The organism is Cohnella abietis (assembly GCF_004295585.1).
Taxonomy (GTDB): Bacteria; Bacillota; Bacilli; order Paenibacillales; family Paenibacillaceae; genus Cohnella; species Cohnella abietis.
The window spans coordinates 5653730-5680358 of sequence record NZ_AP019400.1 but is presented as its reverse complement, the minus strand read 5'-3'; the positions used below and the strand labels follow the sequence as shown (position 1 = coordinate 5680358).

The following is a 26629-nucleotide window of genomic DNA, read 5'->3' as shown; positions in this document are numbered from 1 at the left end:
TTTCAATGTGGATTTTACGACAGCCCCCATTTATAAGTTGAACGAAACCGCTAATGGTTTAGAGGTTCTATCCATACTTACATTTTTTGAAAATATTAACACAAATGAAATCATCGGGGAGGCAGCGAGACAAAGCGGAGGTCAAATCGCTATCCAGCTAACTTTTCGGATCCTTTCACTTCATGCGAATTTTTACAATAAATCAGTCAACAAGGAGCGAGGACATGAAAGTATTAAAGAAATCACTTATAAGTATCTTGGTGTCGTTATCATTAGTAATGAGCAGCATATTGCCGACATTACCGGTAGCAACCGTTTCCGCTGCAATCGACGCCAGCAACAAATCCGTTGAAAATCCGCCGCAAGCTATTGTGGGGAAAACGGATGTTGCAACCTGGAGCTATGGAACCCTTGCAGATGTAACGGCTGCAAATGGAGACTTTGTCGCAACAAGCGGTTATTACAAGACGCTGACATCTTCCAATTCTACCTTGCAATTATTCAAAAATGTCAGTTCAGTCAACACAAAAGTAACTACAGGGTTTACATTCACTAGTTCTATGATGACAAGCTCTGGCTTCAATGGGCAGACGGATAAAGAATATTGGTATATTAAGACTTCCTCCGCTGGTTTTAAGGATCTGATCTTTAATTTTAGCGCACGTTCTTCAGGCACGGGTCCTCGTGACTTTAATACAGAGTGGAGTACGAACGGAACAGACTGGACCGTGTTTGGGACACCGGTTGGAACCACCCCGCCAACTTATATCGTTAAAATCGAGAGCACTAGCGGTGAACAATTTGGTATGGTTTTACCGGCAGGGGCAGCAAATCAAGATACCTTATATATTAGAGTCATTCAGAAATCTGAAGTTTCTCAAGCAAATGGCACAGTAGCTTCGACTGGTACTAGCAGTATTAATAACATTCAACTCTACGGAACCAAGGATCCAGCGTTTACTACGCCTGCGGTAACCGCATCGCCAGATACAGCTGGCGCCATATTGGATGTCACACCGATCACTTTGTCCAATACTGATTCGAATGCGCAAATTTTTTACACGACAGATGGTACGGCTCCGACGACAACAGTGGGCGGTTCCACCAAATTATATACAGCGCCATTCACGGCTCTTTCCGAAGGCGGTTTTACAGGAACAAACCCGTTTGTCGTTAAGGCTGTAGCGAAGTCACCAACGCATCTCTCGTCAGATACCGTTACATTATCCTTCAATCAACAAACGGTTACTTCGAATGCGGATGCCAAAAATCTTGCTACTGGACAATATGCCTTGGTCAAAGGCATTGGCACGTACTTGAACGGAAACACGACCTTGTACATTCAGGACGGCATGAATGCCGGTAGTGGTCTCGTTATCTATAAATCCGGTGCAAACTTCTCCTCCTATGTGGGCAAAGAAATCTACGTCTATGGGAAAACTTCGCCGTATAACGGCTTGATGGAGATTGTTCCAGATGATGTGGCAGCGAATGTCGTCGTACGCAACCCTAATCCGACTCCTCCGACCCCGACCAAGATTATGTTCAGTCAGCTTGCAGACAGAACTTATGAGGGAATGTTGGTCGCATTCGATACGGTAAAACTCGACAATGTCACTTCAACAGGTGCTTCTTATTATAATCACACAGTAAGCCAGGCAGGTATACCATTTACACTGCGCAGCACGGCTATCACTAGTTCAGTCGGCAATAACGGAACTTATGTAAACATTACAAAGGCCGTTGCAAGTTATAACACCGCTACCGGTTACAACGGAGTACATCTGTATTCCGGGGATTCGGCTGATCTCGTCGCTGCTACAGCACCGACTGTTGAGTTCATGACCGCTAGTGTACCTAGCGGAACGGCATTGCCGCTTAATTCCAAGGTGACGCTTGCCACAGTAACAACAGGCGCGACAATAACGTATAGCTTAAATGGAGGAACCCCTGTAACAAGTACTGGAAAATCTGTTGATATTACATTCGATGCATTCCAAAACGGAACGGCGACGATTACGGCAACTGCTTCAGATGGCACCTATACAACAGCGTCTCAAACGTTCACGTATACGCAAATCAAGGCCGCTAATGTAATCGCAAGCCCAGGAAGCTCTGCAATTACTGCCGCAACTGCAATTACTTTATCATCGGCTACGGCAGGTTCATCTGTTCTTTATTCTGTTTATAAAAATTCTTATTCTACCACAGACGGTACGCTGGTTGGTACAGCCAATCAAACCTACACAGGTCCGATCGTATTGGATGCCTCTTACTTCCCGGTAAGAATAGTTGCCAAGGCAACGCTTATCAATTATTTGGACAGCGATCCTTCAACCTTCGCCTATACGACCAAGAAAGCTACTGGTGATGAAAAGAACTATTACGGATCACTTCATGCGCATACATTGAACTCGGACGGTCAAGGAACCTTGGCAGAGGCGTATACTTATGCGAGAGACCAGGGCAAATTTGATTTCTTTATCGTAACAGACCACTCCAACTCTTTCGATTCTGCAACTTACAACGTCACCACGGATCGCAATATTAACAATTACAACGATACGAACACCGCTTGGCTTGCCGGCAAAAAGGCGGCGACAGACGCAGCCACTCCTGCATACGTGACCGATTACGGTTATGAGATGACATGGTCCGGCGGCCCGGGACACATGAATACGTTTAACACAACAGGTTTTGTCAGCCGCAACAATGCTACTTTAAACAGCAAAACAAGTGATGCTGGCCTTCAAACCTATTATCAAATGCTTAAGGGTACGCCTGGCTCCATTTCAATGTTAAATCATCCCGGAGCTACATTCGGTAACTTTGCAAATTTTGGTTATCATGATAATGCGATTGACGATAAAGTTACTCTTGTTGAAGCAGGCAACGGCGAAGGCGCCGTCGGCTCCGGCGGATACTTCCGGTCTGTCGACCAGTTTATTTTGGCTTTAGATAAAGGCTGGCACGTGGCCCCAACCAATAACGGCGATAATCATAAAAAGGGCTGGGGAACATCCAATACCGCTGCGACGGTCGTTTACACGAACGATTTTTCATTGAGCGGAATTTATACGGCGTTGCACGATCGTTCGGTATGGTCGACGGAAAATAGGGATTTGGATGTCACCTATCATCTGAATGACGGGACGGAAACCTACAGCATGGGCGCTATTTTGAATGCTCCCCCTGCGACCGCAAACATTACGGTAACAGCAACCAATAAAAACCCCGGCACATCGACAAGTAATATCGCATCTGTCCAGTTGATAAGCTCCGGCGGGAAAATTGTGAATAAGCAGACTTATCCTGTTGGAACCAGTAACGTTGATTACACCTATTCGATGACGGCGCCTTCTGCCGGTTATTACTTCGTGATCATCACGGACAACCAGGGTTTTCTAGCCGTCACCGCGCCGATATGGCTAGGTTCAGCGCCGAAGGTCGGAATCACCTCGGTAAGCAACAGTTCAGTCATGCCTGTTACTACAGAGGCGTTGAATTTAACAACAGAATTCTTCAATAGTGAAAGTGCACCCGTCACACTTAAGTCTATTTCTTATACCGTAGACGGAGATTCCACGGCCAACAAAACGTATACTCCCGGCATAAGCATCGCGTCCTCCGGTGTCGCTAAGCATGTATTCAGCTATACACCGACGACTACCGGAACCAAAATAGTCACGATCAGCGCCGTGATTACAGTGAACGGTGACGATAAAGCTTTTACGACGACCAGCACGATGAAAGTTGTAGATATAAACTCCGTAGTGTTTGTCGGGCTTGACGCATCACACGGTAATGAGTATGTCAGCGGAGGAAGCTATCCGAATTCAATGTCCAATATGATGACTCTCGCGGGGTCAAACAGCGTGAGAGTTGTACAGTTGAATACGTCGTCGGAATTAATCGCCGCTGCCAGCAATCCGAAATACAAAATGATCATTTTGAATGCCCCTACAAGAAAAAATGTTGCCCCATGGCCGATTCCGACAAACTACACGGCAACGGAAATCGCGGCTTTGAAAGCATTTTCGGAAAACGGTAATACGCTTGTCCTCGGAAATATCGCGGACTACGCGGAATTAAACAACGCGGATCCATCTTCACCGAAAAAACATATGTCCGAGCTGCAAAATGAAGTCCTGGCAGCCATCGGCTCCACGCTACGTACAAGCGACGATCAAGTGATGGACGATGATAAGAACGGCGGACAAGCATTTCGTTTGTATCCGACTGAGTTCAATATGGCTAATCCGTTGCTGAAAGGCGTCGTTGAAGGACAGACCTACAGCCAATATTCAGGCTCAACCATTTACGCTGTAGACAAGGCGACCGGCGAAAGAACCTCAACGTTGCCGGCAACGGTCAGCCCTCTTGTTTTTGGCTTCCCAACCACTTATTCGTCTGAAAGCGACAATGACAACTTTGGATATGGGACGACCATGCCTACTTTTCCTTATGTCACAGTCGGAACGTACAAAACGGATAAGGGAATAAGCAATTTACAAGGGCTTTATATACCCAAATATGTAAATCCAAACAGCAAGGTAGCAACAAACCCGGAAGAAAAACTGCTGGCGGCATCTGAAACTGTCACGCATGCGAACGGTAAAACTTCTCTTGTCGTTGTTGCCGGAGGATCATTTATGAGCAACTTCGAAATACAGGTAACTTTAGACAATGCAGGGACGTTGCCGTATGCCAATTACAATTTAATGGATAATCTTTATAAATTGGTCAATCCGATAACAATCACAAGCATTGCCGACGCCAAGAATCTGCCGGATGGAACGGATGTCATCATTGAAGCAACAACGACGAGTGAGGTAAATACTCAAGTCGCAAATCCAAATACGAACAAAGGTTTCTTCGACTCTATTTATGCGCAGGACGCAACGGGCGGTATCAATCTATTCCCGGTTGCCTCAGGCATACAGGTAGGACAAAAAGTAAGGTTTGAAGGTACGATCTCGCATTATCAAGGCGAAGTACAGTTGAACGTCACCAACAAAAAATTCACTGTTCTTAATTCAACTATCAATAAACTCGATCCTACTGATCTCACGACATTGGCTTCCATGTCATCCGACAATACTGGACTTTTGGTAAGAACAGAGGGCATCGTATCGAATGTCTACAAAGAGACGGACGGAACGATCGACCAATTTACGATCGATGACGGTTCCGGACCTGCGACTGTATTCATTAACGGATATATCACGAGCGGAACGACCCTTCCGTTCATTACGGACGGAGCGAGAGTATCCGTCGTCGGCCTGGCTTCGATCGGCGAGGTTTTCAGCGATTCGGACATGCACCCGAGAATCCGGGTCAGAGACCGTTCCGAGATCGTGAACGTTTCGTTAACTGTGGATAAAACTGTATTAAATACAGCAATTACCGGTGCGCAGACGCTACTCGGAAGCAAAACGGTAGGTGCCGCTGATGGCAATGTATCGCAAGCGGGTCACGATGCGCTCCAAAATGCAATTAAAGCAGCCATAGCAGTACAGTCGAATGCGAATGCAACGCAAGCGCAAGTAGATGCGCAAGTGAGTGCATTGGCGACAGCAACAATAACATTTAACAATGCAATTATTAACTTAACTGTGAATAAAACTCAATTAAATACAGCAATTACCGGTGCGCAGACGCTACTCGGAAGCAAAACGGTAGGTGCCGCTAATGGCAATGTATCGCAAGCGGGTCACGATGCGCTCCAAAATGCAATTACAGCAGCCATAGCAGTGCAGTCGAATGCGAATGCAACGCAAGCGCAAGTAGATGCGCAAGTAAGTGCATTGAAGACAGCGACGATAACATTTAACAATGCAATAATTAAGAACAACAATGACAACGGCGGTGGTGGGGGTTCCACTCCGACTACTCCACCTGCAACTCCGATTACGTTGCCAACGGTACCAACTTTGACTCAGCCGATTTTGAGCACTGCTCTGTTGGTTGATGCGCAAGCACTGCAACAGAAAATCAAAGATGTGTTGCACCAAAATGCTTCTCAGCCTGTTGTGTTCCAAGATGTCCTCGCGACAAGCTGGAGCGCAAATGCTGTGAACGTGGCGGCTCGACTGGGGATCGTCGCTGGCAAACCGGATGGTAACTTCCACGGTGGCGACAATGTAACCCGTGCTGAGTTTGCATTGATGATTGTACGTGCTCTGGGTCTTGATACCTCGAACGCAACCAGCAAGGGTACTTTCTCGGACACGAAAGGTCACTGGGCTGAAGGAGCAATCAACGTACTCAAGCAAGCTGGAATTCTTACTGGTGTAGGCGACGGTTCCTTCAAGCCAAACCAACAGATTTCCCGCGCTGAGATCTCGGCAATCCTTGCACGTGTAATGCAAATGGTTCCTGCATCGACTTCTTCCTTCTCGGATACGTCGAGCAGCTGGGCATCGCAATACATCGAGCAACTGCACAACGCTGGTATCATATCTGGCACTGGGAAAAACCAGTTCCAACCGAACGCTCATGCTACTCGCGATCAATCGGTGGCTATGATCCTACGGATGCTCAACAAGACGCTTAACCTTGGTCTTGATTTGTAAGTTAAAAGTTTCATAACAGCTAAGGTGGATACTGTGAAAACGGTGTCCACTTTAATTTTTAGTTTATTTTAGGAAGTGAAACCGACTAATTGCCGGCAGGAATTGATCTAAATCGAATTACAACAGGTGTCGTAGTTGAAGCGGAAGGGTTTTCCATTACATTTATTCTCCCGATCGAATACCCATTCATTTTGACTTTTTGGGCAGGAAAAAACAAAAAACCTACTTAGAGAACCCTTTACATTGTTAAGATTATGACCTTTTTTAATCCTTATCGTGTTAAAAAAAGGTCTACAATTTTTTGAATATCTTGTTTAGTAAACATAGGCGTTCCAAAGGGATTGCTTCTGGAAGCCTGATAGGTCCAACTAAGTCCATCTAAGATAGCATCTAAATTTAAAGCATCCACTCCGGTGATACCGGCACGAGCGAATACTTCTAAGGTAGGGGGGGAGATCCTCCACAGAGAGGATCTAAATAGGAGTAAATTGTATTTACCATTGTTTTTTGAATCGTCTCATCGACAATTGCTTGAATTTGAGCAATTGTTCTTGGGTATAGCGTTGCAATGGTTTCCAAATCGTATTGGAAGGCGGATAGGTTTTCTGCTGTGACATCCTTAATTCCCGCATCGACCAATGTCGTCTCATTAACATTTTTCCATCTGTCCGAGTCAGATGATGCAGATGCAGCATTGATTTTCATAGCGATTTCCCTCCTTGTATTTTATCGTGGTAGATTAGCCCATTTATGAAACCTAAAGGAAACTTTAAGTTTGCGCTCGAGATAAAGCATGCCAAAGAAACAGATTACAAAGATAAAAATTCCGCTTATCTGAACTCTTGAATGTTCAGCGCAGTCGGCTTTTTTTGCGTGGAAGGAGGATTGTTGGATGAGCAAAGTAATCGCTAGCACATTACGATTACAAAAGACTCAAAAAGTCGAGTCGGATAATGGAATGTATAGAGATGCGAGTAGATGCCCATTCGAGCAACCTACTATACTTGAAACAAAGGGATACACCAAAGTCAATCTCCGTTTGCTCATAATGAGACTTCTCTCGGTCAGTTAATACTATTGATTTCTCATCTTTTGGGACATCTATGCTTCCTATTGGGCGTTGAACGATATTTTCGACCAACGTGGTCTAGAGGCGGCACGTCCGGAGGGAGATGTACGATATTTTCGAGCAACGGGGTCTAGACGAGGTACGTTTGGAGGGAGATGTTCGATATTTTCGAGCAATGTGGTCTGGAGGCGGCACGTCCGGAGGGAGATGTACGATATTTTCGAGCAACGGGGTCTGGACGAGGTACGTTTGGAGGGAGATGTACGATATTTTCGAGCAACGGGGTCTGGATGAGGTACGTTTGGAGGGAGATGTACGATATTTTCGAGCAACGGGGTCTGGAGGCGGCACGTCCGGAGGGAGATGTACGATATTTTCGAGTAACTTGGTCTGGGGGCGGCATGTTTGGAGGGAGATGTTCGATATTTTCGAGCAACGAGGTCTGGACGAAGTACGTTTGAAGGGAGATGTACGATATTTCCGAGCAACGTGGTCTGGACGAGGTACGTTTGGAGGGAGATGTACGATATTTTCGAGCAACGGGGTCTGGAGGCGGCATGTTTGGAGGGAGATGTACGATATTTTCGACCAACATGGTCTAGATGCCACACGTCTGGAGGGAGCTGTTCGATATTTTCGAGCAACGGAAGTCTTGTCTGGGTGGGTTTGGAAATGAGATTGGGCGTAATTGGTTATGGCGGGCGCATGAGGGATGTGGTAATAGACAAACAGTAATTTGGAAGTAAACTAAACTACCCTCCACTATCTTTAAAAAGCGTAGCAGAGAAGATCGGTGTTTCTAAACTACGTATAGCAGAAGCGTATACATGATACCGGCGGTGACGATAGGGAACAAGAATAAAAAATCAATTTTACAGGGATATGCCAACATTTTTCGAAATGTTACTAAAAATGATATATTTAGAAGTATGTCTGGGTTAGGGGAATCACATTTTGATGGTATCTACATGCCCGAAAAGGATTAGGCAGCGGATAGACTATCTGAGCTAGATAGCCATAAAATGTTTTTAATCGTAAAACAGCCGTATGTTTGCGTTTGGTTGCTTTTTATATAGTGCTTCTGAAGCTGTACGAAGGCCACCGCTTGGTCAGTCCTGAGAATATTAGTGGGGGATTGTTGATATGGTCAAAATACTTATTGTGGACGATGATCCGAACATTCGATCCCTCATGCGCCTATACTTAAAAAATGAAGGGTTTGATGTGACCGAGGCGGACAACGGCGTCGATGCACATGCCATCGTCAAGGGACCGGGAATCGATCTGGTCATCCTCGACATCATGATGCCACAAATGGATGGTTGGGATTTATGCATAGAGATTCGTAAAAGCGATCCCGAAATTCCGCTCCTTATGGTTACGGCCAAAGGCGAATCGGGAAATAAGATAAAAGGCTTCCAGCTCGGGACCGACGATTATATGACAAAGCCGTTCGATCCAGCGGAGCTTGTGATGAGGGTTAAAGCGCTATTGAAGCGATACCGTATTGCCTCGTCTCAGGTCATCCCGTTGGGGGAGATCGTGCTGAACAGGAAAACGTATAAAATTATGCGAGGAGGCGAGGAATCGACCTTGCCGCTGAAAGAATTCGAGCTGCTGTTCATGCTGGCCAGTCATCCCGGACAAATCATTACTAGAGAGCAGCTGATCACCCAGATTTGGGGCATGGATTATGAGGGCGACGACCGGACCGTCGATGTGCATATCAAGCGGCTGCGGGAACGCTTTTCCGGAGACGTCCACCACTTCCGCATTGAAACGGCACGCAGCGTCGGCTATCGCCTGGCGGTGAATCCGGGATGAAAACGTTATACGTTCGCGTCGTGCTGACTTTCCTGGCCACCATCGTCATCAGCTTGATCTCATCCCTTCTTCTCTCCCTTGCCCTATTTCAGAGTAATCTTAACACTACGGGGAAAAACGATATGATCGCGGCCGGCGATCGTATGATACGCGTATATGAACAAACGAATCCTTCGGATTTGAATGCTTTTATGGATAATATGGCCGAATTGGTTTCCTATACCTTGCAGCTTTACGACGCCAATGGCGGGATGAACTCCTATGTGCCGACCAAGGGCAAGAAGGTCGAAGCGATTAACCCGGAATCGGTTCGCATGGTACTGCGCGGAGAACCGTACCGTTCGCAGGGAAAAGATAGCGGTACTTTCGTTGGCCTTCCGTTTTCGTCCGAAGGAAAGCGTTATGCCTTATTTTTGCAGAGTTCTACCAAGAACGAAATTACACTCATCCGTTTATTCTTCACTATTCTGTTCCTCATGCTCGCGATCGGAAGCTTGTGTATTCTCATTGCCGGCAGATATCTGGTGAAGCCTCTTCAAGCGATGACGGATGCGACTAAGCGATTGGCTAAAGGGAACTTTGAGGTTGAGTTGAAAATCAATCGCAGAGATGAGTTGGGAACTCTCTCGCGGAGCATTAACGACATGGCACGGGAAATCAAGCAAATGGAGCGGATGCGACAGGATTTCGTATCGAATGTGTCCCATGAAATCCAATCGCCGTTAACTTCCATCTCCGGATTCGCGAAGGCGTTGAAGGATGGTAATCTGGTTATTGCGGAGGACGATCGCGTCCAATACTTGGAAATTATTGTTACCGAGAGCGACAGATTATCCAGACTCAGCGATAATCTGCTGAAGCTCGCTTCCCTCGAATCGGATCATCATCCGTTCGAGACGGAATTGTTTAACCTAGATGAGCAAATTCGACGAGTCATCGTCGCGTGCGAGCCCCAGTGGTCGGACAAAAGCATTCGCGTCGAGATAGAGTCCCCTTCGGGTTCCGGAGTCAAAATAACGGCCGACCGAGATCAACTGAATCAAGTTTGGATGAATTTGCTCGGGAATGCCATTAAGTTCACGCCTCGTGACGGAGAAGTCCTCATTACGATTAGCCGACCCCATCCTCATGAGATTGCCGTTGCGATAAGCGATTCCGGGATCGGCATTGCGCCGGAGGATTTAAGCTCTATTTTCGAGCGCTTCTACAAAGCAGACAAGTCACGGGCCCAAGACCGCAGCGGCAGTGGTCTCGGTCTTGCCATCTCCCACAAAATCGTTTCTCTCCATCGCGGAAGCATAGAGGTGAAGAGTACCATCGGACTGGGCGCAACGTTTACCGTGACGCTCCCCGCTATCCCTCCTTCAGATTCCGCAATTTGAAAATAAGTTCACGCTCCGTTCATATTTCTCCAATAAGCTCAGTGTGAATTACATTGAACCGATCGGAGGAGTATGTACGATGAGCTTTATTCAAGATGTTATTGATTCGTTGAAATGGTTGACTGTCTGGGAAATGATTTTATGCGCGCTAAACTTGTTCGTTTTGCTGAGGTATGCTTTGCCCCATTTCAAAAATAACCGGTGGTTTGATTTTATACCGAGCGCGGGTGTAATCATTGCGGTGATAAGCCTTATCGATGGAGACTCCTCTATACTGGCTCTGCTGATTTACTCCTCTACGGCCATCCTTTTCTTATCCAGCGTTAGAAGAATCTTTAAATCGGCGAACAAGCCGATGTCCTCTAGGATTCGGCTGGTCATGGTTATCGTTTGCGTTCTCGCTTCATTGCCTACGCTATTGGCTTTAACCATTGCGGGAGAGGTTCGGTACAATCCTGTTAGCGATTTAAGCCATAAGAGCTATTCCAAAGCTTTCATCGCGATGAACGAAAGGTTGTCCGCAGAATACCCTTTTGGAGACTGGAAAAAAATCGATTGGGAAGCAAAGAAAAAGAAATACGAGCCTCTATTCCTCCAAGCGGAAATCAATCATGATCCGAACCTCTACTATAAAACTTTAAGAGATTACCTCTTTTCTTTCCGCGACGGTCATATCAAAATCGCGAACGAACGTCTATACGATGATAATAGGATGTTTAAAAATGAAGTCGGTGGAGGAGTCGGGATTAGCGCGGTGCGATTGGATGAGGGCAAGGTGCTGGTTAGCTTGCTGTTAGCGGGTAGCCCGGCCGACAAAAGCGGAATCAAGCTTGGAGCCGAAATCATCTCGTGGGATGGGAAAGACGTTCAGCTAGCTTTGGACCAAACGTCCTGGAGCGAGAACCCGTCGGCAACGGAAGGAGATCGGATTCAAAATCAAGGGCGGTTCTTGGCAAGAGCTCCGATCGGCAAAGAAATCCAAGTCGAATTTCGGAATCGGGACGATCAAGCGATCATGACGGCGACGCTTACAGCCTACGACGATCATTACGAGACGTTGAAGAAAACGAAAATTAAACTAAAAAAAGAAGATCCTCCCGTAGAAGGTGAGATCCTTCGTGAGGAATACGGGTACGTGAAAATCAGATATTTTCTTCCCGGAACGACGCAATCCGATCCCGCGCAAGCACTGGAAGACAAATTAAAAGAGTTTCAAGAGAAACGCGTAAAGGGAGTCATCATCGATCTAAGGGATAATCCGGGCGGAGACGATGACCTTGTAGCTCAAATGGCAGGACATTTCGTGAACGAGAAAAAAAACTATGAATACGTCAGTTACTACAATCGAAATACGGGACGTTTCGAAATCAACCGCGCCGAAACTAGAACCGTTCATCCTTCGCAGCTTTACTTTTCAGGGAAAATCGCCGTCATCATTAATTGTAACACCGCGAGCTCGGGGGAAGGTTTGCCTTTGTTCTTAAAAGGAATGCCCAATGTCAAGATAATCGGCTTTACGTCCACGAACGGTTCGTTCGGAGTCGTGACCTCTCCTATAGAAATGAAAATGCCGGAAGGATATACCGTGCGGTTCCCAGACGGCAGATCGCTTAATCAAAACAAAACGATTCAAGGTGATAGCACTGAACGCGGATATGGCGGAGCGATTCCAGATATCACGGTTCCGATGAACGAGCAAACATTTAAGATGAAATATATCGATGGGCAGGACGTGGAATTGAAATATGCATTAGATTCTTTCAATGGTTAGTCGGCTACCTGAGTAAAGTTGAGGGGCGAGTTCATCAATTGGAGAATTTCATGTTGCAGTCTCTTCAAAGAGCAGTCTACCACTGTCAGGACTGTTGTCGGTTAAATCCGCGACTGCAGAAAAAGCATTAATTAAACTGTAAATCTAACGAATTCTTGTTAGACCGGGATATTCGCCCCGGTCTTTTTCATCATATTTCTCGATGAATTGCAGGAAAGTCTATTAAAAGTTGGGATATCCCCCGTTTGCGCAGTTCCGCGAGAAGCAGTAGAGACGATGGCTATATTACGACAGGTTGACCACCGGAAAGCCGGGACTGTTCAGCAGCAAAAGCGATGAGATGGCTTTGCAATGAAGCGGTAGCTGATGTTAGGCCACTCGCTTGGTCCTTATCAAAACGCCGTACTTCTTGGACAAAGGAGCGGACAAAATGATCGTCCCCACCGCCGTGTCCATCATGCGTGATATCGAACTGATGCTCAACGCATTGACCGGATGCGAATAGATAAATTTTGAAGCGTCCCTCTTCCATATTTCCTTGAATTTCGCCATGTGTCCCCATAATTTGTACCGTACGGGCAATATAGCGGGTGAAGCCAGACAGCGTGAATGAGGCATTAGCTCCGCTTTCGAATTCCATATTCACAACCTGATGATCAACGACATCGTTGTCGCAACGATACACACAACGACCATAGGGACCTTCTTTAATCGCTTGCAAAGTATTGGCCGGTGTTGGGTCATTCGAGATATGGCGGGCATAATTCGGTTCTTGCGTCTCCATATAAATTTTTATCGCGGAGTAAGGACAATTCCTCTCTACTGCACAACCATCCGTGCATCGAGCTGTTGAACCGACAGGCGCCTGATCTTCACGGAAATGCATTAAGCTGCCAAAAGAGCTGACGCGGTTACATTTCTGATCCATGAGCCATGAAATCAGATCTAGATCGTGGCACGATTTGGCCAGAATAATTGGACTGGATAGGGTGCTATTACGCCAATGTCCGCGTACATAGCTATGGGACATGTGCTGATGCCCGACGTTTTCCGTAAGCTGAATAGAAGTGACTTGTCCAATACCTCCATCGGCAATTACCTTTTTAATACCTGCCCAGAAGGAGGAGTAGCGCAGAACATGGCTAACCATCAAGAGACGTCCAAATTTATTAGCCGCCGCCTCCAACTCGATACATTCCTCCTGAACTGTGGACATCGGTTTCTCAAGAATAAGGTGGTAGCCCAGCTCAAGAGCTTTCATTGCTGGTTCAAAGTGCATGCGGTCCTGCGTGCTGATGATAGCTGCATCAGCGATTTTACCTTGTGCGAGCGCTTCTTCCCATGAAGCGAAGCATTGCTCCGGCGGAATTCCGTGCAAGGCAGCAAAAGCTTCTCTTCTATGCTTGTCAGGTTCAGCAACGCACACAAATACAAGGTCGTTTGGATATTTTTCCGCGTAAGGTCCGTAAATATAATTTCCTCTGCTGCCTGCACCTAACAATAAGGCTGTAATAGGTTTCATTCGTGAATAACTCCTTTGTCTTCTATATCACTGTTTTACAGGGGCGGTAGTACCACCCTCGAAGCGCTCGAAATTCGTAATCAGTGATGAGAACGTCCCCTCGTGATTACGATTGTTAATAATCTCAAGCAACTTGGATACCGTTTTAGCCTTTTCCTCTAAGGTGACGTAATAGGTTGTTAGTTGAGGGCTACTGACTTTCACTAGCTCTGATAGACCAGAACCAATCAGGCTAATATCGTGAGGTACGGAAATACCAGTGCTCTGCAGGTACTGCAGTGCGCCGAATTGGATTACCGTATTCGCGCAGAAAGCAGCCGTATAATTCAACTGCAGCATCTTTGTTCTTTTGCATAGCTCATAGCCATTCTCGTCATTGCTAATCTGAATGAGAGAATAGTCCAAGGGAATTCCATTCGTTTCATGCGCTTGTCGAAAGCCCTCCAATGTTAATTGATGGATATGGTAATCAAGGCTTCCCATAAACAAGGCGATCCGGGTGTGACCTAACGAAAGTAAATATTCGGTGGCATCAAAAGCTAATTTTCTTTCATCAAAAGCGACTAAATTGAGGCAGTTTTCTTTATCTTGTAACGGCATCCCGTGAAAAATATAAGGTGTATTAGAATGACGAAAGAGATCAACAATTTTCTCGTCAACATCACCTGCTATAATAAATCCCTCAATCTCCTGATTGGCCAATATCTTTTGCATTTTCTTCAATGACTCGGGGGCAGAAGTAATATTCATGTATACCAAGCCGTAGTTGAATCGACTGACTTCTGATTCGATGATTTGTAAATCCGCCATATATCGCGGGTCATTGGCATCGCGATCGTAGAGTACGAAGCAAAGCTTAGGTGTAAGCTCAATATCCCGATAACCAAGCCCCTTGGCTGCTTGAAGTATTTTATTACGCGTTTTCGTAGAAATCGTACTGCTAGGCGCATTATTTAATACGAGAGAAACAGCAGTCCGGGAAATACCGAGGTGCTCCGCGATCTCCTTTTTCGTTATCATAGGGAAGATCTCCTTCTTCTATAAGCAAATAATATAACGTACGTTATATTATATACATAACTGTTCATATTCGTCAATAATTGGCGATATGTAAGCTTATTTAAGTAGGAGATCTTAAAGTGAAAGCCGTCAACATAAGGTTTCTCATGCAAATAAATACTTTGCTATTGTTTATGGAGTAACGATGGGTATGATACTTGTGAAAGTAAGCGCACAATGGTAAAAGATCCAAGTATCCCATAAGATTGTGATGCCAATATGGCTAAGTAAGAATAGAAATAGGGCAGAAGCTGCTCTTATTCTTCGTTGCTCAGTAGCATTCCATAAATTAGATAACTGCTATATAACGTGGGTTATTCGCATCCTGATCTTATTTTCTCCGCCATCTCCCTTTCCTCTGCCCTAAGGGCAATCTTCTTTTTTGAGATTGAGTATAACATTAGTTATATTGTATGAAAAGAGGAGTTATTATTCAAATTTCAACTGAAAAGAAAAGGTATTAACGAATTTAATTAACAATGTAAGTGTTTGCAATTAACAAAATGTGAAATATATATAGAGTTGACAACTAAATATAACGGGTGTTATGATTCCGTTAAAAATTAGTTTACCGATGTATTTCCGGTAAGGGAGGGATCAATAAACGTTGTGCGTCAAATTACTGCAATACTCGTAGGAGCCGGTGCTAGAGGAAGGTTCGTATATGGAGAGTATGCGAAGAAGTATCCGAAGGAGCTAAAAATCGTCGCAGTAGCCGAGCCGAATGAAGAAAGACGGCAGCTTGCAGCTAAGGATCACGGACTCTCTTCTAATCAGTTGTATGAAAGTTGGGAGCAGGTTTTAGATGGAGCAGTAATGGCGGATGTTGCTGTGATATCCACGCAGGATCGGATGCATTGTGCGCCAACGATTAAAGCTCTTGAGCTGGGGTATGATGTGTTGCTTGAGAAACCAATGTCCCCATTGTCTGAGGAAGTCAATACCATGGCAAATGCATCCCGCAAGTATAATCGCTTATTGACTGTTTGTCATGTACTAAGGTATACCCCGTTCTGGTCGAAGATCAAAGAGATTATCGTAAGCGGTGGAATCGGTCAGATCGTCTCTATACAGTTAAGTGAAAATGTAGGTTATTACCACATGGCACATAGCTTCGTTCGCGGAAACTGGAATAAAGCTGAGGAAACGAGTCCTATGATCTTACAGAAATCCTGTCACGATATGGACATCTTATCTTGGTTAATTGATCAGAGGTGCACGAAAGTCAGTTCTTATGGCTCACTCTTACACTTCCGTCCGGAGAATGCACCTGTTGGTTCAACGCTCCGTTGCACAGGGGGATGCGTAGTCGAACGCGAGTGTCCTTATTCGGCGGTTCGGATTTATGAAGAGGATGATCCATGTAATGAGTGGAATCGCTTTATTACGAACAAGTTAACGCCCGAAGGGATCAGAGAAGCAATCGAACATGGACCCTTTGGACGCTGCGTATATCGTTGCGATAATAATGTGGTGGATCATCAGGTCGTCAACATGGAATTTGAAAGTGGTTCGACAGCTTCATTTACGATGTCTGGGTTTTCACATGATATATCTAGAACGGTACAAATCATGGGTACTCTGGGCGAAATCAGAGGTTATATGGAGAAGAGTGAAATTGTTCTTTTCCCTTTTGGAGGAGAAGCAATTGAAGTTCCAGTGACCGTTGAAGAAGGAGGGCATGGAGGCGGCGATGAAGGTCTCATGCGGGAATTCCTGAAGCAGGTTCGGAATGAAAATAGCAACGACGATCAAGGGCTAACCTCGGCTGAAGCTTCCTTACAAAGCCACTTGATGGCTTTCGCTGCAGAACGCTCAAGGCTAGAGGGTGGAAAATCTGTCACTATCGCGGAAATGATGGAGCTGCAATTCACTCAAGTTAAGGGAGTTGCCAGCCCTAATAAAGTGACCTAAGGATGCTGGTTATCTAGAAACTTTTCATTTGGAAACAGAGAGGGGGTGATAATGGAATAGAGGATTTATGAGAACGTTTACATACTTACTAAAGGGGGGCAGGTATCACTAATGTATCCATTAAAAGATGATAACAGCTTGCAGGGAATTAATGATGATCTTGATGGAGCAGAAGCAACTTTAAGTAGGCTCGATATTGAAGGTGTAAAGGCATCAAATGGAACAATAATTGTTGATCTAAGTTATGTTCCATTACTTGATCCTTTGATTGAAGATTTCTCCGTTTATCAAGCCGTAGGGGATCAGCCACCAGTTGCTGTAATACCAAATGCAATAACGTGGTCATCCCAAGCAAAGAAAATTGTACTTTCGGTTCCAGTGTTGCTTTATGAATCATTGGAGCAAGAAGTCATTTACAGTGTTTCCTACAAAAAGGGGACAACAGTTAGTGGGGAAAGGATTAAAATCTCACAAGGGTTATCGATCATCTCAGATGGATCTGCTAAATGTGTGATTGTAGCTCCTCAGAAGGAAGAAGATGCTCGTGCTTATGCAGCTGCTTGTAAACTAATCAAGTATTTGAAGCTGGCAACGGGCATAGAGCTGACTCTTTTACCCTGCAGTTTTGAAATCCCAAAACATCTTTTGCCTGTTTATATTGGTGTAACGGGTTTAAATAATCGCGATGTAATCCATCGACAATTACAAGAGCTGGATGGGGATTGTTTTATTATCGACTGCAGTGTCGAGGCAATTACGATTATTGGCTCAAGTGGCTGGGGGACGGAATTTGGTGTGAATGAGTTTTTAGAAGCATTCGCAGGAGTACGTTGGTTATTACCAGGAACCGATGGGGAGCATGTACCTATTATTTCTCGATTGACTGTTCCGATAGGTGCAAAAGTGGAGAAGCCTACTTTCTTCTCAAGAACCTTCGGCTCAGCAGACAAAAGTGAGAGCTGGAATAGGGACAACCGCATCTATCCACGAATTTTCACCAATCATGTCATGTTCCACTTATTTGAACCAGATAAATATTTGGCTGATCATCCAGAATGGTATCCAACAACAATTAAACCTGAAATGATCGGCGGATGGCAACCTTGCTATAGTAATTTGGAAACGGCTGAGAAGGCGATTGAGCTGATTAACAAATACTTCGAGGAGAATCCAAACGCTGAATCGTACTCCATATCGGTTAATGATGGTGGAGGATATTGCGAAGAAGATCCACATCACCCGTCTTATCAAGAGAAGAAGCTTAATTCTCTGGGCATGTCACATATGTCTGATCATTATTTTAAGTGGGTACAGAAGGTTGCTGAAGAAGTGTTAGCACAACACCCAGATAAGTACTTGGCAGCGCTTGCTTATCATGAAACCTACGATCCACCTTCAATAGAATCTAATGTGAAGCTTCCATCGAATGTTCTGGTCTATATTACGGATGAAAGAATGAATTGGGCTAGTTCAGAGAGACTGCAGGTGGGACATAGCCTAACAGAAAGATGGCTAGAAGTAGCCCCAGGAGCCTCCTTCTATGATTACTTCTATGGAGGACCTTATGTGCTTCCGCGACCGTACTTTCACCAGCTGGCAGATAATTGTCGTTATGCGAGTGAAAAGGGTATTGCAGCGTTCACCTCGGAGTCTCCAGCGAACTTTGGCGAAGGTCCCAAGATGTGGCTGGCAGCGAAGCTGAAGTGGGATGCAACACTTGATGTGGATGCACTGCTACATGATTGGTATGTACATGCAGTAGGGGCAGAAGCGGCTCCTTATCTAGTCAAGTATTATGCGCACTGGGAGGATTTCTGGCAGAGAAGGGTTTATGAAACGGAATGGTTTAATAGTTGGCTGATGTCATTCCCGAAAACGAACTTCATGTCCTTCACAGATGCAAGCTATCTTAAAATCGTAGATTCATCTGAGATTGTTCAAAGTCGACAGTGGCTTGAAAGTGCTGTGACAGTCGCTAAGCAATATGGTACCTCCTTGCAGGGGAAACGCGCTGAATTGCTGTTGAGAGCATTTGAATACTATGAAGGTTCTGTGCTGACATACCCAGGCAATCTAGAGGCTGCAGGTGAAATTCAAAGTACTGATCATGCCTTAAACCTGTTGGATATTATGGTCGAAAGACTGACGATTTCCGAGAAGAGGATAAATCTTGTAGAGGAATTTAAATCTGACCCCATATTATCTATTCATTGGCCGCCGGATATTTATGGAATGCTGTGGTCAAGTACGAAGAGCAGTGATGTACATGCTTTAGCAGAATGGGTAGGGCAGGAGCCATCTACAGGGGCAGTAAGAAGTAGGATAAATTCTATCATTACTACAGCGTCTTCAATGTATGCGGTTCATTATGCCAAGCTGCTTCTTGCGATCGCTGACCAATGGGAGACGGTCAATCATAATTCTTCCTTCGAGCAGGGTGACGGCATTGTTGCAGATGATTGGTGGTATTGGTTGGAATACGGACAAACTTCTGAGATTAATCTGCACAGAAGTCAAGAGAAGCCCCGGACTGGAAATTATGGACTTAAGATGAATGGTCTTTACTGGGGTGGGCCTGTGTACGAGATTAGTCAAATTAGTTCTGGATATTATGGAATGTCGGCGTATTACTATGTCCCAGAGTTTAGTGATACGAAGGGTACATTGCAGATATTCGTATACTGTAATGATGCGAATGGTCAATGGCTTCATACTTTTGGGAACGAAGACAAGGTAGTTGCTAATGAAGGTCCAGGATGGCATCTAGCGGATTGGGTTGGTCATATTCCAGCATTTATCGATGGGGTTAAAGTTGAAAAACTTACAATTGGACTTAAGCTGACCAAATTTAAAGATGGAGAAATTTTGTATCTGGATGATATCAAGTTTTTCAATCTAGGATAAGTTACATCGAAACTTAACGAATAAATAAAAAAAACATTTTATGGAGGATTGAACAATGAGAAATTTGAAAGCGACACCATTCGTACTGGCTCTAGTTTTTTTGTTTACATTAATTATGACAGCTTGTTCCGGCAACTCGAATAATAACTCATCGCCTAGCGCATCTTCCAACACACAAGAGCCTGCTCCGTCTACAGCAGCTGTAGAAACGCCGAAGGATCCTGTGACTCTGAAGTATGTCACCTACTTTGTTGGTCAATATCAGGCAGAGTATGATTTATTCCATAAGAAATACCCATGGATTACGATTGAGCCGATTGTAACCGACGATGTTCTAGGAACAGTTGTATCAATGGTTGCTGCTGGCGATTCCCCAGACCTTGCAATTGTCGATAATATGACGACTTTTGTGCAGCAGGATTTGCTTGAGGAGTTAACTCCTTATATGGAAGGCAGTGAAATCCTTAAAACAGCAAAGATTAGAAATGAAATTAGTAGTATATATAAGCTCGGTGACAAAAACTATGCAATGCCAATTTCTGACGTTCCATTATGGATGGTAGTTAACAAGGATTTACTAGAAAAGCATGGACTTGAGATGCCATCTAACGATTGGACTTATGATGATTTCCTGGAAATTGCTAAGCAAGCGACGGATCTTAAAGCGGGAGAATACGGTGTAGCTTATGACACGACTTTCAATTCCTGGTTTACTGAGATCTATGCTATGGCCAACGGTGCAATACCTAACTTCGGCTACATGAATGAAGATTTAACGCAAACTGTGTTTAATACGCCAGAGGTTGCAGCTAGTCTGCAATGGGTTTCTGATTTGACTTACAAATGGCATGTCCGTCCTACAACGCAAGAAGCAGAAAGCTACGGATGGGATTCAGGCAACAACTTCTTGGCAGGGAAATCACTATTCGGTATCGGTGCTGACTGGTATGTACCTGGCTTTAATGACAATGCAAAATTTGAGTGGGATGTTCTTCCATTCCCTGTCGGAAAGAAAATGCAAGCAACGATGCATCTTAATGCTCCGTTTGGGATTATGAAAACTTCCAAGAACAAAGAAGCGGCTTTCCTATGGTTGACTTTCCAATATGAGCTTGAAGCTCAAAAATGGATGATAGAGAATTCAGGAACTGCATTTGTTGATTATCCAGAGCTAGGCGCATACTACGCAGCCGTAGATGTTTGGAAAGGTAAAAATGTTGCTGCGATTGAAAGAACAGGTGAAATCTGCTGTTATACAAAATCCCCTGCGATACTGGATGTAGATTGGATTAATGCCAATATGCTCGCTAATCTCAACCAATATTTCTACGCGAAGGCTGATCTAACGCCATTCTTCGCTGCAGCAGATCAATATAATAGCCAAATCGTTGTAGCAGCAAGAAAAGCGCTTGGTTTAGAGTGATCTTTAATAGGTAAATAAGAGGCTATTTAAGACTTTCGCTGCATCGTTATTTGCAGCGAAAGTTGCTTTTAATACCAGAATTGACGGGGGTATCAGATACGTGGGAAATGTAGTTTTTCAGCATATATACAAACATTATAAGGGCGAATCTTCCCCCTCAGTTAAGGATTTTCATCTAGAGGTGGCTGACGGAGAATTTCTAGTCATGGTAGGTCCATCGGGCTGCGGAAAATCAACGACATTGAGAATGCTTGCCGGACTTGAGGAAATCTCTGAGGGGGATCTCTATATTGATGGTAAGTTTTCCAATTATGTATCACCTAAGGATAGAGATATTGCAATGGTTTTTCAGAATTATGCCTTATATCCCAATCTATCCGTATACGAAAACATGGCACTAGGTTTACAACTGCGGAAGGTAGTTAAGCATGAAATCGAAGAACGTGTGAATCGAGCAGCCAAGATGCTTGAAATTTCTAATCTGATGACGAAGAAGCCGGGACAGCTATCTGGCGGACAGAAGCAGCGCGTAGCGCTAGGTAGAGCACTCGTTCGCGAACCGAAAGTATTCCTTATGGATGAACCGCTATCAAATCTTGATGCCAAATTACGCGCGCAGACAAGAGCTGAAATTATTAAAATACATAATCAATTGAAGACGACATTTGTTTATGTAACGCATGATCAAACTGAGGCTATGACAATGGGCTCCAGAATAGTGGTTATGCGAGATGGTGAAATTCAACAGGTGGCTGCACCACAAGCGTTATATGACAACCCCAAAAATATGTTCGTAGCCGGGTTTATTGGAACACCGCAAATGAACTTTATTGAGGGAGCATTAGTGAAAAACGCAGATGGAGTGCACTTTGAAAATCGTAGATTTAGTATACCGATGTCAGATCAATATTCGAAATATGTACGAACTATGAAGTCAAAGGTTGTATTAGGCCTGCGACCCGAGCATGTCTTAAGCGATGGAGAAGCTTCACAATTAGAGGGATATGAGAAATGGAAAGTACAAGCGACAATTGAAATGAAGGAGCCAATGGGCTCAGATACCTTTGTGCATGCGAATTGGGGCAACGGTACGTTAATTTCTAGAGCTGAAGCGCATACGAAGGTTAATGTGGGAGATTCTGTATCCTTTGTTCTACGTATAGATAAGGCTCATCTATTTGATGGGGAAAGTGGGGAAGTGTTAGCTGGTCGGGAGGATACGCTATGAAAATGCGGAAAATTTACCGACGAGTCTTCATTATAGCCATACTGTTATTAGTAAGTGTCATTTGGCGCATTTCGAGCAATGGACAGGATAAGCAAGTGTATCCTGTAGTCCCAGTCAGTATGCTTCAGATCAAACAGGAAAGTAACGAGGGAGCTTCATCTATTCCAAGTTATACGAACTGGAGAGAATCTCGTGATACGAATAGATTAGAAGAGATGCAGAAGGGCGCTGGTATTCCTCAGGCACGAGCACTTCAGCTTCAAGCCATTGAATATACAGCTGCGTCTGAAGACATTCAATTAACCATACGCCAGGACGAGCATAAGGGTTCAGTTATCGACTGGACGAACGCTAATGGATGGATTGAGTGGGTTATTGATGTTCCACAGGATGGATTATACGAGCTTCATATGGATTATTATCCATTAGACGGAAGCTTCTCCAATATCGTCAGGGGTGTTCAAATTGATGAAAGCTTTCCCTATCAGGAGGCACAGTTTATAGCGCTTGAACGCCTATGGAAAGATAGTCAGTATCCCTATGAGCGTAATAAATTGGGCAATGAAATTCGTCCTGTTCAACAGGAAAATAGACAATGGCGCAACGTTGCATTGTCGAATTATGGCGTATCTTCGGAGTCATTGCTATGGGATTTGACGGAAGGTAAGCACACGATCCGACTTACGGGTGGTAGAGAGGCATTATCAATAGCAGCGTTGACGCTGACTACTCCGAAATATATCCCGAGCTATGGCGAATATGTCAAGGCAGCGGAACAGTACTCGAGCTCGGCAGTTACTGACGACAAGGGCTGGTATAAAGTGATTGAAGCTGAGCATTTTTCTGTCAAGTCATCGAATGCCATTCATACAGATAGTATGTCTGAACGGTTCATTTCTCCGGACCCAAAGGGACGGCTTATCTACAATACAATTGGAGGAGATAGCTGGAAACAGGCGGGTAACTGGATTGAATGGGAATTAGAAGTTCCAAAGAGTGGCTGGTATGTGATCGATTTCAAATATTTTCAAGGCTACAACGGGAAAGCCAATGCGTATCGCACTGTAATGCTGGACGGTGAGGTGCCATTCCGCGAATTACTCCATTACACCTTGCCTCCTAATAAAGGCATGGAGATTGCTACATTTTCTGATGAGAAAGGTGAGTCTTATTCTTTCTGGTTAGAAGAGGGGACGCATCAGCTACGACTCATTGCGGATAGCTCTTTGCTAAGCCCTGCCTTAGAATCATTGAAAAAAGTGCTTGCAGATATAGCAGTCGTAGATCGGGAAATCCGTCTTATTTCAGGAAACTACGGAACTGGCTCTGGGGCGAATCTAGATACAGCGAGAAGCTGGCAGATTAAAACCTATGATCCCAATATCGAATTAAAGCTTACGAAGATGATCGATCAATTGCGATTAATTCGTGATTATCTAAATGGATTGAACCAAAATACGACAGATTCGACGAATGCGATTTCTTCGTCTATGAACAGGCTTGAGAATTTGCTAAAGGATGTTAATAAAATTCCCAACCAGATTAAAGTGTTTACGGACATACAGACAAGCATTAATACATGGTTAAAGCCGATTGAGAGTCAGGCTGTCATGCTTGATTACATCATTGTACGTGCTCCTGAAGCAGATCCGGGTTTAAAAACACCGAATACTTGGGATAACGTGAAATACAGTATGGCCAACTTCACAAGAACATTTTTCTTGAAATACGATTTGAAAGAGACGAATGACGAAGATGCTATTACCGTGTGGGTACAGCGAGGAAGAGATTATGTAGATTTACTACAAAAAATAATAGAATCGGATTTCACTCCAAAAACGGGGATCCATGTGAATGTTAACCTTATGCCAAGTACAAATGTGTTGGTTCTAGGCAATGCAGCGGGAGATCAACCAGATGTTGCTCTTGGCGTTGGTATGGAGACGCCAGTTGAGTTCGCAATGCGCGGCGCGGCGATGGATTTATCAAAGTTTTCTGGCTTTAAAGAAGTGGAGCAACGGTTTAATTCAGGTGTAATGCGTTCCTATCATTACAATAATGGCGTATTTGGTCTGCCAGAGACGCAGTCTTTTCTAGTGATGTTCTATCGTACAGATATTATGGAGGCATTAAAGCTGTCACCACCGGATACTTGGGATGAATTACTCGAGCTACTGCCAACACTGCAGGAGAATGGTATGAACATCTATTATCCAGCCAAAGAGTACGTAACGCCTTTCTACCAACACGAAGCAGAGTTCTATTCATCTAACGGCATGCAAACCATTATTGATAATAAGGATGGACAAGAAGCATTTAAGTGGTGGACAGCTTTATTTAATGTACACAACATGCCAATGGAAGTGCCTGCTTTCTTCAATCATTTTAGATTTGGAGATATCCCAATCGGAATTGCTGATTATAATACCTACATTCAATTAAGTGTAGCAGCTCCTGAAATTATTGGTAAGTGGAAGATGGCTCCTTTGCCTGGAGTAGTAAATAAAGAAGGCAAGGTAGTACGTTGGTCTGCACAAAGTACGACGGCAGGTATGATTATGGAAAAAAGCGATCGGAAGGATGATGCTTGGGCGTTCTTGGAATGGTGGACTTCTACAGAAACTCAGGCAAAATACGCGAATGATATTGAGTCACTAGCCGGAATGGAATATCGCTGGAATCCAGCTAATATTGAGGCATTGCAATATGTGCCATGGCCGAGCGAAGAAATGAAAGTATTAGCTGAGCAAGGGCAATGGGGTAAAAACATGCCGTATGTACCTGGCTACTATTTCTTGGGCCGTGAGATGGAGTTCGCGTGGAATAATACAATCCTGGCCAATATGCCTGCTAAAGAAGCCCTTCGTAAAGCGGCAGTCTCCTTACAACGTGAGATGACGCGTAAGCAGAAGGAATTCGGATTCGGATCGGATACAAATCTGATGCTATCGGATCCTAAGACAAACCTAGATGAAAGCTTAGCTGGAGGAGGACAAAATGTTGCGAAATAAAACTTTTCCGGCGAAAGGACCACGGTTTGTACTACGGTTTAATAGCTTCTTACAGGATTGCTGGAATGCTCGATTATCCTACTTGTTATTGGCACCCTTTCTAATTGCCTTTAGCTGCTTTATTTTAATCCCTGTATTTATGTCTGTCCTGCTAAGCTTCACGACATTTAATGGATTCGAGTTTCCAACCTTTATCGGATTCGACAACTTTATTAATTTGTTAACACAGGATTTTGTTTTTATGAAGTATACATTACCGAATACATTTAAATTTGCACTTATTACAGGACTAGGTGGTTACTTTTTATCATTTGTATTTGCCTGGCTGATTCATCAGCTGCCTCGGAGCTTAAAAGATTATTTCACTTTGGCCTTCTATGCTCCCTCGATGGCAGGGGGTGTAGCCTTATCGGTCATCTGGATTGCAACCTTCAGCGGGGATCAGGTTGGTTATTTAAATAACATTTTACTTAAATATGGACTTATTGAATCGCCGCAGCTATGGCTTCAGGACCCTAAATACTTAATGATTGTTATGATCATTGTCACGCTGTGGACAAGTATGGGGGTTGGGTTTCTGGCCATGCTGGGCGGATTACAGACAGTCAATACTGAGCTCTATGAGGCAGGTCGCATTGATGGTATCAAAAGCGCATTGCAGGAAGTGTATTATATAACGATTCCTTCCATGAAGCCTCAGATGCTATTTAGCGCAGTTATGACAATCGTGGGAACGTTGAAGGCAGGTGCAATCTCAACACAGCTTACAGGCTTAGCGATTACACCAAGCTACTCAGGTCATTTAATGACCAATCACATTGATGATTATGCTTTTATACGCTATGAGTGGGGCTACGCCTCGGCGCTATCTGTTGCATTACTTATATTCTCCTATTTAGTTATGAGATTTTGCTATCGTTTGTTTGCGACGAAGGAGGGAGAATAAT

15 protein-coding genes are annotated in these 26629 nt (G+C 44.4%); 12 read left to right on the top strand and 3 right to left on the bottom strand.

The window, feature by feature from the left end; genetic code table 11:
• Positions 1 to 37: 37 nt before the first annotated feature.
• Both KCTCHS21_RS31275 and KCTCHS21_RS24950 read left to right on the top strand, forming a co-directional pair.
• Complete coding sequence (locus KCTCHS21_RS31275; RefSeq protein ID WP_162309376.1) at positions 38 to 352, top strand: hypothetical protein; 315 nt, start codon at positions 38 to 40, stop codon at positions 350 to 352.
• Positions 279 to 6575, top strand: coding sequence for an S-layer homology domain-containing protein (locus tag KCTCHS21_RS24950; protein ID WP_162309375.1), 6297 nt, complete (start codon positions 279 to 281; stop codon positions 6573 to 6575). The genes KCTCHS21_RS31275 and KCTCHS21_RS24950 overlap by 74 nt, the downstream gene beginning before the upstream one ends.
• Before the next feature lie 438 nt (positions 6576 to 7013).
• Here the strand turns inward: KCTCHS21_RS24950 and KCTCHS21_RS24945 are convergent, their stop codons facing one another.
• On the bottom strand, positions 7014 to 7280 hold the full coding sequence (locus KCTCHS21_RS24945) for a hypothetical protein (RefSeq protein WP_130614498.1): 267 nt from the start codon (positions 7278 to 7280) through the stop codon (positions 7014 to 7016).
• Positions 7281 to 7747: 467 nt separating this feature from the next.
• On the opposite strand from KCTCHS21_RS24945, the gene KCTCHS21_RS24940 reads away from it, so the two are divergent.
• From KCTCHS21_RS24940 to KCTCHS21_RS24925, 4 genes are all read left to right on the top strand, one after another.
• Complete coding sequence (locus KCTCHS21_RS24940) at positions 7748 to 8320, top strand: hypothetical protein (RefSeq protein WP_130614496.1); 573 nt, start codon at positions 7748 to 7750, stop codon at positions 8318 to 8320.
• Positions 8321 to 8787: 467 nt separating this feature from the next.
• The gene (locus KCTCHS21_RS24935) at positions 8788 to 9468 is read left to right on the top strand and encodes a response regulator transcription factor (protein ID WP_130614494.1); all 681 of its coding nucleotides are present in this window, start codon (positions 8788 to 8790) and stop codon (positions 9466 to 9468) included.
• Entirely contained in the window at positions 9465 to 10850 is a 1386-nt protein-coding gene (locus tag KCTCHS21_RS24930) for a sensor histidine kinase (protein WP_130614492.1), read from the top strand. The genes KCTCHS21_RS24935 and KCTCHS21_RS24930 overlap by 4 nt, the downstream gene beginning before the upstream one ends.
• A 79-nt stretch (positions 10851 to 10929) precedes the next feature.
• On the top strand, positions 10930 to 12621 hold the full coding sequence (locus tag KCTCHS21_RS24925) for a S41 family peptidase (protein WP_130614490.1): 1692 nt from the start codon (positions 10930 to 10932) through the stop codon (positions 12619 to 12621).
• Between the two features lie 280 nt (positions 12622 to 12901).
• Here the strand turns inward: KCTCHS21_RS24925 and KCTCHS21_RS24920 are convergent, their stop codons facing one another.
• Together KCTCHS21_RS24920 and KCTCHS21_RS24915 are read right to left on the bottom strand one after the other, a co-directional pair.
• Positions 12902 to 14143 (bottom strand): Gfo/Idh/MocA family protein, encoded by a 1242-nt coding sequence (locus KCTCHS21_RS24920; protein ID WP_130614488.1) that lies wholly within the window; start codon positions 14141 to 14143, stop codon positions 12902 to 12904.
• Positions 14144 to 14170: 27 nt separating this feature from the next.
• Complete coding sequence (locus tag KCTCHS21_RS24915) at positions 14171 to 15163, bottom strand: LacI family DNA-binding transcriptional regulator (protein ID WP_130614486.1); 993 nt, start codon at positions 15161 to 15163, stop codon at positions 14171 to 14173.
• Between the two features lie 648 nt (positions 15164 to 15811).
• On the opposite strand from KCTCHS21_RS24915, the gene KCTCHS21_RS24910 reads away from it, so the two are divergent.
• The 6 genes from KCTCHS21_RS24910 (at position 15812) to KCTCHS21_RS24885 (ending at position 26628) form a co-directional block, all read left to right on the top strand.
• Positions 15812 to 17116 carry a Gfo/Idh/MocA family protein gene (locus KCTCHS21_RS24910; RefSeq protein WP_130614484.1) on the top strand — a complete coding sequence of 435 codons (1305 nt, stop codon included), beginning with the start codon at positions 15812 to 15814 and terminating at the stop codon, positions 17114 to 17116.
• Between the two features lie 111 nt (positions 17117 to 17227).
• Positions 17228 to 20020, top strand: coding sequence for a DUF4838 domain-containing protein (locus tag KCTCHS21_RS24905; protein ID WP_130614482.1), 2793 nt, complete (start codon positions 17228 to 17230; stop codon positions 20018 to 20020).
• 55 nt (positions 20021 to 20075) lie between these two features.
• Positions 20076 to 21443, top strand: coding sequence for an ABC transporter substrate-binding protein (locus tag KCTCHS21_RS24900; protein ID WP_130614480.1), 1368 nt, complete (start codon positions 20076 to 20078; stop codon positions 21441 to 21443).
• A gap of 100 nt (positions 21444 to 21543) precedes the next feature.
• On the top strand, positions 21544 to 22671 hold the full coding sequence (locus KCTCHS21_RS24895; RefSeq protein ID WP_130614477.1) for an ABC transporter ATP-binding protein: 1128 nt from the start codon (positions 21544 to 21546) through the stop codon (positions 22669 to 22671).
• The gene (locus KCTCHS21_RS24890; RefSeq protein WP_130614475.1) at positions 22668 to 25682 is read left to right on the top strand and encodes an extracellular solute-binding protein; all 3015 of its coding nucleotides are present in this window, start codon (positions 22668 to 22670) and stop codon (positions 25680 to 25682) included. Before KCTCHS21_RS24895 ends, KCTCHS21_RS24890 begins: the two co-directional genes overlap by 4 nt.
• Positions 25669 to 26628: a carbohydrate ABC transporter permease gene (locus KCTCHS21_RS24885; protein WP_130614473.1), complete on the top strand. Its 960-nt coding sequence runs from the start codon at positions 25669 to 25671 to the stop codon at positions 26626 to 26628. The genes KCTCHS21_RS24890 and KCTCHS21_RS24885 overlap by 14 nt, the downstream gene beginning before the upstream one ends.
• Position 26629 lies beyond the last annotated feature (1 nt).